Annotated in this window: 10 protein-coding genes; 6 read left to right on the top strand and 4 right to left on the bottom strand. The window is 62.6% G+C overall.

The window, feature by feature from the left end; translation table 11 throughout:
• The 3 genes from ACQKRQ_RS41010 to ACQKRQ_RS41000 form a co-directional block, all read left to right on the top strand.
• Window positions 1–1080: phosphate acyltransferase (locus tag ACQKRQ_RS41010; protein ID WP_427483464.1), on the top strand; the 1080-nt coding region annotated here is incomplete at its 5' end.
• A gap of 442 nt (window positions 1081–1522) precedes the next feature.
• On the top strand, window positions 1523–1939 hold the full coding sequence (locus ACQKRQ_RS41005; RefSeq protein ID WP_427483462.1) for a ribonuclease: 417 nt from the start codon (window positions 1523–1525) through the stop codon (window positions 1937–1939).
• A gap of 16 nt (window positions 1940–1955) precedes the next feature.
• Window positions 1956–2516: a barstar family protein gene (locus ACQKRQ_RS41000; RefSeq protein WP_132373051.1), complete on the top strand. Its 561-nt coding sequence runs from the start codon at window positions 1956–1958 to the stop codon at window positions 2514–2516.
• Between the two features lie 145 nt (window positions 2517–2661).
• Here the strand turns inward: ACQKRQ_RS41000 and ACQKRQ_RS40995 are convergent, their stop codons facing one another.
• The 3 genes from ACQKRQ_RS40995 to speE form a co-directional block, all read right to left on the bottom strand.
• Window positions 2662–3402 carry a 16S rRNA (uracil(1498)-N(3))-methyltransferase gene (locus tag ACQKRQ_RS40995; RefSeq protein ID WP_132376806.1) on the bottom strand — a complete coding sequence of 247 codons (741 nt, stop codon included), beginning with the start codon at window positions 3400–3402 and terminating at the stop codon, window positions 2662–2664.
• Between the two features lie 19 nt (window positions 3403–3421).
• On the bottom strand, window positions 3422–3835 hold the full coding sequence (locus tag ACQKRQ_RS40990) for a VOC family protein (protein ID WP_132373053.1): 414 nt from the start codon (window positions 3833–3835) through the stop codon (window positions 3422–3424).
• Window positions 3836–3948: 113 nt separating this feature from the next.
• Window positions 3949–4821 (bottom strand): polyamine aminopropyltransferase, encoded by an 873-nt coding sequence (gene speE / locus ACQKRQ_RS40985; RefSeq protein WP_427483460.1) that lies wholly within the window; start codon window positions 4819–4821, stop codon window positions 3949–3951.
• Window positions 4822–5100: 279 nt separating this feature from the next.
• Here speE and tkt point away from each other — a divergent pair, with 279 nt between their 5' ends.
• Window positions 5101–7122 (top strand): transketolase, encoded by a 2022-nt coding sequence (tkt, locus tag ACQKRQ_RS40980; RefSeq protein ID WP_427483458.1) that lies wholly within the window; start codon window positions 5101–5103, stop codon window positions 7120–7122.
• Between the two features lie 96 nt (window positions 7123–7218).
• Window positions 7219–8229 (top strand): type I glyceraldehyde-3-phosphate dehydrogenase, encoded by a 1011-nt coding sequence (gene gap, locus ACQKRQ_RS40975; protein WP_408182856.1) that lies wholly within the window; start codon window positions 7219–7221, stop codon window positions 8227–8229.
• A gap of 78 nt (window positions 8230–8307) precedes the next feature.
• Here the strand turns inward: gap and ACQKRQ_RS40970 are convergent, their stop codons facing one another.
• Window positions 8308–9000 (bottom strand): FadR/GntR family transcriptional regulator, encoded by a 693-nt coding sequence (locus ACQKRQ_RS40970; RefSeq protein WP_132373061.1) that lies wholly within the window; start codon window positions 8998–9000, stop codon window positions 8308–8310.
• Between the two features lie 228 nt (window positions 9001–9228).
• Here ACQKRQ_RS40970 and ACQKRQ_RS40965 point away from each other — a divergent pair, with 228 nt between their 5' ends.
• Window positions 9229–10551, top strand: coding sequence for a C4-dicarboxylate transporter DctA (locus tag ACQKRQ_RS40965; RefSeq protein WP_342960638.1), 1323 nt, complete (start codon window positions 9229–9231; stop codon window positions 10549–10551).
• Window positions 10552–10659 lie beyond the last annotated feature (108 nt).

Below are 10659 nucleotides of genomic sequence, written 5' to 3'. Positions count from 1 at the left end.
TCGGGCGTCGCCGAGCGTCCGATCGAGGACATGGAAGCCTACGAACAGCATCTGCAGCAGTTCGTGTATCACAGCGGCACGACCATGAAGCCGATTTTCCAGCTCGCGCGTGGCGTCGAGCCGGAGAAGAAGCGCATCGTGTTCGCGGAAGGCGAAGAAGAGCGCGTACTGCGCGCGATGCAGATCATCGTCGACGAGAAGCTCGCCAGGCCGATCCTGATCGGCCGGCCGGCGGTGATCGAGCAGCGCATTGCGCGCTACGGGTTGCGTCTGGTCGCGGGGCAGGACTACACGGTCGTGAACACCGACCACGACGAGCGCTATCGCGACTTCTGGCAGGAATATCACAAGATGATGTCGCGCAAGGGCATCAGCGCGCAGATGGCGAAGCTCGAAATGCGCCGCCGCACCACGCTGATCGGCGCGATGCTGGTGGAAAAGGGCGAAGCGGACGGCATGATCTGCGGCACGGTGTCGACCACGCATCGTCACCTGCACTTCATCGATCAGGTGATCGGCAAGAAGGAAGGCGCGAAGGTCTATGCGGCGATGAACGCGCTGGTGCTGCCGAACCGGCAGATTTTCCTGGTGGATACGCACGTGAACGTTGATCCGACGCCGGAGCAACTGGCGGAAATCACGATCATGGCGGCTGAGGAAGTGCGCCGTTTCGGTATCGAGCCGAAGATCGCGCTGCTGTCGCATTCGAACTTCGGCACGAGCAACGCGCCGACCGCGCAGAAGATGCGCGACACGCTGGCGATCCTGCGCGAACGCGCACCGGACCTGCACGTGGACGGCGAAATGCACGGCGACATCGCGCTCGACGCGAATCTGCGCCGCGAGGTGATGCCCGACTCGACGCTCGAAGGCGACGCGAACCTGCTGGTGCTGCCGAACATCGACGCGGCCAACATCTCGTACAACCTGCTGAAGACGGCTGCGGGCAACAACATCGCGATTGGTCCGATGCTGCTGGGCGCAGCCAAGCCAGTGCACGTGCTGACGGCGTCGGCGACGGTGCGCCGGATCGTCAACATGACGGCGCTGCTGGTGGCGGATGTGATCGCGGCCCGTTAATCCGCGATCCGGTCGAAGCATGGCGCCGGTTTGAAGACCGCGCGCCATGCAAAAAAAAGGCGCGCCCGCAACGGGCACGCCTCAGGGTGCACAGGGGAATGCCACCCAAAAAACGGCAAGTCATACAAGATTCCGCCTTCAAGAGCGTTCAAGGGCTCAAGACCCTTGCCACGGGGAATCAAGGTTTGCTGACTCATGCAAAGCGGCCTGCCGTCCGCTCCCCACTTGCCTGCCTTCCCTCGATTCGCACCGTTGAGCTAAGTTTAGCTTGACTAAGCTAAACATTCTGTCAAAAGTCGTCAAAGCCGCGCCGGTGGCCCTTTCGCGCCTGATCGGAGGATGTCGGCCGCCCGGCGAACGTTGATTCCGGGGGCCATTAGCGATACCCTTACGACTTTCATGGTCGTCAAACTCGTGAGCTAACAGCGGGGAACCTTGATACATGGCACGCAAGTGGCAACGCATGAAAGGCGTGCTGATCGGTGCTGTTACGCTGTGCGCTTTATCCGGCCCCGTGCCTGGCGCGTTCGCGCGCGATTCCACGGCACCCGCCGAGGCGGACGCGCAGTCGCAGGGCACCGTCGCACTAGCGCAGTTGCCACATGAAGCGGTCAATACATTGAACTTGATTGCCGCGGGCGGGCCTTACCCGTATGAGAAGGACGGCATCGTATTCGGCAATCGCGAACGGTTGCTGCCGGCCCATCGGCGCGGCTATTACCACGAATACACCGTTCCCACGCCTCGTTCACGTAATCGCGGGGCGCGTCGCATCGTCTGCGGAGGTCCGCTGAAGCGAACCGACAATTGTTACTACTCGGACGACCACTACACCAGTTTTAATCGTATTGTTGAATGACATCGGGATGAACGGCATGAGCGACAACGTCTACGCGCACGACTCCGGAGTCGCGACGGATCTTTTCGCGGCCGGCGACGGCAATTTGTTCCAACGCGTCATGCAGATGCGCGCCGGCGATCAGGGCCGCGAGAACCAGAGCGAAGCAGGCACTGTGGTTTCATCGAACGAGGAGCCCATGAGTCTTTTCAAGACCGTACGACCGAACATCGTACAGTCGATCCGCGCGTTCCGCGTGCAGGATCTCGCCGACGAGGCCAACCAGCTCGGCCAGCATTTTCTCTATGCGTATTGCGCCAATGCGCAGTCCAAACAGGAAGTGCTCGAAACCATCGCGACGTCGTTCCTGTTTCCGAAACATTTCGGCAAGAATTACGACGCGCTGTACGACTGCCTGACCGATCTGGTTCAGAAGGCGGGCGCGCAGCCGGGCTTTGTGATCGTGCTCGAGCAGTTGCCGGTCGCGCAGAAGTTCGACAAGGAAGGGCGCGAGACACTGCTGGACGTGTTCCGCGAGGCCGCGGAGTTCTGGGCCGAGCGGAAGGTGGCGTTCCGGGTGTTTTACTCGTTTGCTTAAGCTTTTGCTTGAACGTTGCCTGTTTAGGCTAAGCAGAAGAAAGGCCCGCCAATCGGCGGGCCTTTTGCTTTTGATGCTGCGGTCGACGTGACTTGCCGCCCTTAACCAAGGCGATCCAACGCGATCGGCGCGCCACACAAGCGGCTTACCAGCCGCCCCAGCCGGCCGCCAGCGCCGAGAGAACGGCGATGCCGGCAGTTTCTGTGCGCATCACACGCGGGCCGAGGCCGACGGCGGTGAAACCGTAATCAGTAGCGGCCGCTTCCTCGGTAGCGGAAAACCCGCCTTCCGGGCCCACCAGCACCGTCACGCGTCCTTTCGGCGGCTCGGCGGGCAGGGCGGAAAAGCTGATGCTGGCGCGCGGAGAAAGCAGAATGCGCAAGTCGCCTTCCTCGGGCGTACGCGGCATGGTACCGAGCCAGGTCGCGATTTCGCGCACCGGCATTACTTCCGGCAGGCGATTGCGCCCGCACTGCTCGCACGACGCCCGCACGATGCCCTGCCAGTGCGCATGCCGCCGCTGCGCGCGTTCGCCGGTCAGACGCACGACGCTGCGCGTAGTGGTCAACGGCACGAAGCTGGACGCGCCCAGTTCGACGGCTTTCTCGATCAGCCAGTCCATCTTGTCGCCACCGGCAATGCCCTGCGCGAGCGTGAGCCGATACGGCGCCTCGACTTCGATATTGCGGAATTCGCGGATTTTTACCATGGCCGAGCGCCTTTCGACTTCGACGAGTTCAGCGCTGTATTCGCCGCCTTCGCCGTTGAAAAGGACGATCGAATCGCCTGGCTGCAGACGCAGCACGAGCACATGCCGAACGACGTCATCGGGAAGCGGCATGACGTCGTCGGGCTGGAGAGGCTTATCGACGAAAAAGCGTGGCATCAGAAAAATACTCATTGGTTCACGAAAGGTGGCGAGCGAGCGCCCAGCGGTAGCCGTCCAGATCTTCGACCTGGGCGAAGCGGTCGCCCCAGAACTGATCCTGTGGCTCGCTCAGCGATTTTGCGCCGGCGGCCAGCGCCCGCGCGTAAATCGCGTCGACATCGTCGACATAGACATAGAACGATTGCGGTGCGATCGCGCCCGCGCTTTTGGGTGTTTTCGCCGCCGAGCCGAACGCGCCTTCCGGAGCGAACATCACGATTAACTGGCCTTGATAGGTCATCTCGACATGCATGACGACACCGTCGTCCTGGACACTGTCACGCACTTCGAAGCCGAACGCCGCTGAGAAGAACGCGGACGCGGCACTTGCGTCGCGCACCGTCAGATAGGGGGTCAACCAGGGCACACCGGCTGGGCGGGAGGCGGTCATGGGATTCTCCGGATCATGAGGTTGGCGGGGCACATGCTGCGAGTCCAGGCGGAAGTTTGCATATCGATACGCCCATAGCGCAATCCGACGGAGTCGTGCATTTTGCCCACGCGTTAGCTTGCTGGCTTTAAGAATTGACTTAGTTTATCGCGCACTGAACTGGATGCCGAGAACAGTCCGGCGTGCATGACCGCGTTGTAATGCATCAGGGTGTCGATTCCGCGCGCGGCGAGGCGTTCAGTGAGCGTATCGACGGTGAGTGCGGCGGGGTCGAGCGTGTCGCTGGCGGTCGCCATCATCCAGAGCGAGCCGTACAGCGGTACGAAAGTGCTCATGGTGCGGACGACCACGAATGTCGCGCGCAGATCATCGAGCAGGCGCGCGACGCGTTCGGCATGGAAATACGGCGAGCCGAGATGCACGGAGACTGCGGCAGTCGGGCTCATGACCCGCTTGAGCTGCTGATAGAACGCTTGCGTGTAAAGACCGGCGGCGGGTGAGTCCGGCGGCGTCAGGTCGAACACCACGAGATCGAACTGTGCCGGCGCGGCTGCCTCGACGTACTGCGCAGCGTCGCCGATCACCAACTCGACGCGCGGATCGTCGAATGCGCCGCCGTGCACCTCGGGCAAATGCTCGCGCGTCAGACGTACGACTTGCGCGTCCAGCTCCGCCACCACAATCCGTCCGATGCCCGCGTGCTTCAGCAATTGCCGCGCGGCGCCACCGTCGCCGCCGCCCAGCACCAGCGCTGCGCGCGGCGCCGGATGCGCCAGCGCGGCCGGATGCACCATGCATTCGTGATAGATAAACTCGTCGCCGGTGGACGTCATCGGACGGCCGTCGAGTGTGAAGAGCCGGCCGAGCTGCGGCGTGTCCCAGACCTCGATCCGCTGATATGGCGAATCGACGCGCGCCAGCCGTTTCGCGTGCGGAAATCCGTAGACGGCGTCGGGACTCGGTTGGAACAGCAGCGGAGCGCTCACGGATGGCGGGCTCCGTCCGGAGCGCGGTAGGTTCTGGTTGTGCAATTGTAAAGGCCGGAGCGCGGCGTGGCAGCGGCGGGCGCGTCGAGCCACACGGCCGGACGGCTTTCGGAGCGGGGCGCGGGCAACGATCTGTTAGAATGTCACGCTTTCAGCCTTGTCCGTTTGCTCTGCCCGTTTCGCGTCTACCGGCGCCGCATCGTGCGCCGAAGTGAACCGGCATTCGAGCATCCGGGCCTCAAGCGCGCACCGCTTTCTGACTCTGTCTCCGGACTCGACATGACGACCCCGTCTCCCGCACACACCTCCTTGATGGCCAACGCAATCCGCGCGTTGTCCATGGACGCCGTCCAAAAAGCGAATTCCGGCCACCCCGGCATGCCGATGGGCATGGCCGAAATCGGCGTGGCTTTGTGGTCGCGTCATCTGCGTCACAACCCGAAGAACCCGCAATGGGCCGATCGCGACCGCTTCGTGCTGTCGAACGGTCACGGCTCGATGCTGCTGTACTCGCTGCTGCACCTCACCGGCTACGATCTGCCCATCGACGAGCTGAAGAACTTCCGTCAGATGCATTCGAAGACGCCGGGCCACCCGGAATACGGCATCACGCCGGGCGTCGAGACGACCACCGGCCCGCTCGGCCAGGGTCTGGCGAATGCGGTCGGCATGGCGCTCGCGGAATCGCTGCTCGCGACCGAATTCAACAAGCCTGACGCAAAGATCGTCGACCACCACACGTATGCGTTCGTCGGCGACGGCTGCCTGATGGAAGGCATCTCGCACGAAGCCTGCTCGCTGGCGGGCGTGCTGAAGCTGAACAAGCTGATTGCGTTCTACGACGACAACGGCATCTCGATCGACGGCGAAGTGGTGCACTGGTTCCACGACGACACGCCGAAGCGCTTTGAAGCGTATGGCTGGAACGTGATCCCGAACGTGGTCGGCCACGACGTCGAGGCAGTGGACGCGGCGATCAAGCAAGCCAAGCAATCCGACAAGCCCACGCTGATCTGCTGCAAGACGGTGATCGGCGAAGGCTCGCCGAACAAGGCCGGCAGCCACGATTCGCACGGCGCGGCGCTCGGCGACAAGGAAGTCGCGGCCACGCGCGAAAAGATCGGCTGGAAGTGGGAACCGTTCGTGATCCCGCAAGAAGTCTACGCAGCATGGGACGCGAAAGAAGCCGGCGCACGCAACGAATCCGAGTGGGACAAGGCGTTCGCCGCGTACGCAGCCAAATACCCGCAGGAAGCCGCTGAATTCAAGCGTCGCGACGCGAAGCAATTGCCCGCCGACTGGAAGGAAAAGGCCAAGGCGATCATTGCCGGCGCGAACGAGCGCGCGGAAACCGTCGCGACGCGCAAGGCATCGCAGCAGGCTATCGAAGCTTTGTCGGCCGTGCTGCCGGAACTGCTCGGCGGCTCCGCCGACCTGACCGGCTCGAACCTGACCAACTGGAAGGCTGCCAAGCCCGTGCGTGTGAACGCGGAAGGCCACGCCGCCGGCAACTACGTCAACTACGGCGTGCGCGAATTCGGCATGAGCGCCGCGATCAATGGCATGGCGCTGCATGGCGGCTTCAAGGCGTTCGGCGGCACGTTCCTGACGTTCTCGGATTACAGCCGCAACGCGCTGCGCGTCGCCGCGCTGATGAAAGCGCCGTCGATCTTCGTGTTCACGCACGACTCGATCGGTCTCGGCGAAGACGGCCCGACCCACCAGTCGATCGAACACGTTGCAAGCTTGCGTCTGATTCCGCACCTGCAAGTGTGGCGCCCGGCTGATACCGTTGAGACTGCGGTGGCCTGGACCCACGCAGTCGCACACCACGGCCCGTCGTGCCTGATCTTCAGCCGTCAGAACCTGCCGTTCTCGGAGCGTACCGACGCGCAGATCGCGAACATCGAGAAGGGCGGCTACGTGCTGCGCGACTGGAACGACGAAATCGTCGCGCGCAAGATCATCCTGATCGCAACCGGCTCGGAAGTCGAACTGGCACTGAACGCGATCGAGCCGCTGGCGCGCGAAGGCATCGCGGCGCGCGTCGTGTCCATGCCGTCGACCACCGTGTTCGACAAGCAGGACGCCGAGTACCGCGAACGCGTGCTGCCGCATGGCGTGCGCCGTGTCGCGATCGAAGCGGGTGTGACGGATTTCTGGCGCAAGTACGTGGGTCTGGAAGGCGGCGTGGTCGGCATCGACACGTTCGGCGAGTCGGCCCCGGCGGGCGTGCTGTTCAAGCATTTCGGCTTCACTGTCGAGCACGTGGTAGAGACGGCAAAAGCCGCACTCGGCTGATTTTCGATCAAGCGTTGCCGCTTGCGTGCGAACGCGCGGCAACGCGGTCAGTCAGACGAACCTGGACGTATTTTTTCAGCCCTCAGGAGATAGACCATGACGATTCGCGTCGCAATCAACGGCTACGGCCGGATCGGCCGCAACACGCTGCGCGCCTTCTATGAAAACGGCAAGAAGCACGATATCGAAATCGTCGCCATCAACGATCTTGGCGATGCCAAGACGAACGCTCACCTGACGCAATACGACACGGCGCACGGCAAGTTCCCGGGCGAAGTGTCGGTGGACGGCGACTACCTGGTTGTCAACGGCGACAAGATCCGCGTGCTGGCCAACCGCAACCCGGCTGAACTGCCGTGGGGCGAGCTGAACGTCGACGTCGTGCTGGAATGCACGGGCTTTTTCACGACCAAGGAAAAGGCCAGCGCGCACATCAAGGGCGGCGCGAAGAAGGTGATCATCTCGGCGCCGGGCGGTAAAGACGTCGACGCCACGATCGTCTACGGCGTGAACCACAACGTGCTGAAGGCCTCGGACACGGTGATCTCGAACGCATCGTGCACGACGAACTGCCTCGCGCCGCTCGTCAAGCCGCTGAACGACAAGATCGGTCTGGTGAACGGTCTGATGACCACGATCCACGCGTACACGAACGACCAGGTTCTGACGGACGTGTACCACGAAGACCTGCGCCGCGCGCGCTCGGCCACGCACAGCCAGATCCCGACCAAGACCGGCGCGGCTTCGGCGGTCGGTCTGGTGCTGCCGGAACTGAACGGCAAGCTGGACGGCTACGCGATTCGCGTTCCGACGATCAACGTGTCGGTCGTCGACCTGTCGTTCATCGCTGCACGCGACACGACGGTCGAAGAAGTCAACGCGATCATGAAGGAAGCGTCGGAAGGTTCGCTGAAGGGCATCCTCGGCTACAACGACGCACCGCTGGTGTCGATCGACTTCAACCACAACCCCGCTTCGTCGACGTTCGACGCCACGCTGACCAAGGTGTCGGGCCGTCTGGTGAAGGTGTCGAGCTGGTACGACAACGAGTGGGGCTTCTCGAACCGCATGCTGGACACGGCTGTGGCGCTCGCCAACGCGAAGTAAGTCTTCGTGCCTTGACCTGCAATGCCGGCTTCGAGCCGGCGGCAGGATTAAAAAAGCCGCTCTTCGGAGCGGCTTTTTTTACGCGTGCGGCGTCGGGAAATAGACGCCGGCGCGCTGCGCGGCGTTAGAGATATGCGTCTCGATGGCTTTGCCGGCCGCGGCGGAATCGCGCGCCTTGAGCGCGTCCAGAATCACGCGATGCTCGTTGTAGGTGGACAGCACCAGTTCGCGCCGATAGAACGGCATGCGCTGGCTTTCCTTCATGATCTCCGCACTGCTGCTCAGAATCGATTCGATCGCCGCGTTGCCGGCAATGTTCACGATCCGCATGTGGAAGTCGTAGTCGAGGCGAGCGGCTTCGTCGAGTTCGTCGCAGGCGAGCGCCGTTTGCATGGCTGTGATGTTCTCTTCGAACCAGGCAAGGTCGGAATCGCTGACCGCCAGCGCCGCCATGCGCGCGATAAAACCTTCCAGCGCGAAGCGCATCTGATAGGTGTCCGGCAGCGACGACTGCTCCGCGAAGCGCCACGCTTGCGCGGCCGAGGCCTGCGCGCTTTCCACGTACACACCCTTGCCGGGCCTGATCACCAGCAGACCGAGCGCCTCGAGCGTGGAAAGCGCTTCGCGCAACGACGCCCGGCTGATCGCGAGTTCTTCGGAGAGTTGACGCTGGGCCGGCAGCAAACTGCCCACGGGATAGGCGCCCGCTTCGATCCGTTCGCGGATGGTCGCGATGGCGGCATCAGTAACGGTATGCGGCACGTTTTTCATCGTTGGCTCACTTGAAAGCGCGGTCTGACCAGCATTGTAATACGCGGTCTGAACGCTCGTACGGCTTGCCGCTCGCCGCTGCCGATCCGACCCGAAACCGCTTGAAAAACAGCGGGTAAACACTGTTCTATGAATCCTTGACGTCAGTATATCGGCTTCCTACTATTCGAGATAACAGTACTGGTCGGACCAGTCTGAACAGATGTGAATCGCAACCAGGAGGAAGCCGTGTTGAAATTTTTCAATTCGCTGTTTGGCCGGGTCGTCATAGCGCTGGTGGCGGGCATCGTAATCGGTGCCGTCTTCCCGCATTTCGCCCAATCGCTACGCCCGCTCGGCGACGGCTTTCTCAAGCTGATCAAGATGGTGATCGGGCCAATCGTCTTTTGTGTGGTGGTCAGTGGCATGGCGCATGCCGGCGACTTGCGCAAAGTGGGGCGGGTCGGCCTGAAGGCCGTGATCTACTTCGAGGTGATGACGACGATCGCGCTCGTGATCGGCGCGATCCTGGCGTATGTCACGCGCCCCGGTGTCGGCATGAACATCGATCTGCACTCGCTTGATCCCGCCTCGCTCTCGACCTACACCGAGCATGCGAAGAGCCTCAAGGACACCGCCGGCTTTCTGCTGAAGATCATCCCCGACACGGCGATCAATGCGTTCGCCACCGGCGACATCCTGCAGATTCTCGTGTTTTCGGTGCTGTTCGGCTCGGCGCTGTCGCTGCTCGGCAACAAGGCGCAGCGAGTGAGCAACCTGATCGACGAACTCTCGCAAGTGTTTTTCCGCGTGATGGGTTTCATCATCAAGCTCGCGCCGCTCGGCGTGCTCGGGGCGATCGCGTTTACCACCGGCACGTACGGCGTCGAATCGCTCAAGCAGCTCGGCATGCTGGTGCTCGTGTTCTACGTGAGCTGTTTCGTGTTCGTGGCCGTCGTGCTGGGCGTCGTCATGCGTCTGGCCGGCTTCAGCATCTTCAAGCTGATTCGCTATCTGCGCGAAGAACTGTCGATCGTGCTCGGCACCGCTTCATCGGACGCCGTGCTGCCGCAGATCATGCGCAAGCTCGAATGGATGGGCGTCAAAGATTCGACCGTCGGCCTCGTCATTCCGACCGGCTATTCGTTCAATCTCGACGGGTTCTCCATCTATCTCACTCTCGCGGTTATCTTCATCGCGCAGGCCACCAACACGCCGCTGTCCATGCATGACCTGATCGTGGTGGTGCTGGTGTCGCTGGTGACGTCGAAGGGCGCGCACGGCATTCCCGGCTCGGCCATCGTGATTCTGGCCGCCACGCTGTCCGCGATTCCCGCGATCCCCGTGCTCGGCCTCGTGCTGATCCTGCCGGTCGACTGGTTCGTCGGCATTGCCCGCGCGCTGACCAACCTGATCGGCAATTGCGTGGCGACGGTGGTGGTCGCCGTGTGGGAAAACGATATCGACCGGGCGCGCGCCCACCGCGTACTGAACCGCGATGCGGCGTTGCGCTTCGTGCCGGCCGGTGACGACGCCGAGCCTGCCGCCGGCGAACACGCTCACGCCGTCTGAACCTGAGAAACCGTATCCAGATCCGCGCGCCAATGCAGCGCGCTTCCAGCGCCGGCAGATTCCAAGAACGCCGGCCCTCCTTCACTTTTTCGCTGCCTGACCGAGACT

Origin of the sequence: Paraburkholderia sp. NPDC080076 (assembly GCF_050281145.1) — a bacterium.
Classification (GTDB): domain Bacteria; phylum Pseudomonadota; class Gammaproteobacteria; order Burkholderiales; family Burkholderiaceae; genus Paraburkholderia.
Note: the sequence above shows the minus strand (reverse complement) of the source record. Positions and strands in the feature narration are given on the sequence as shown.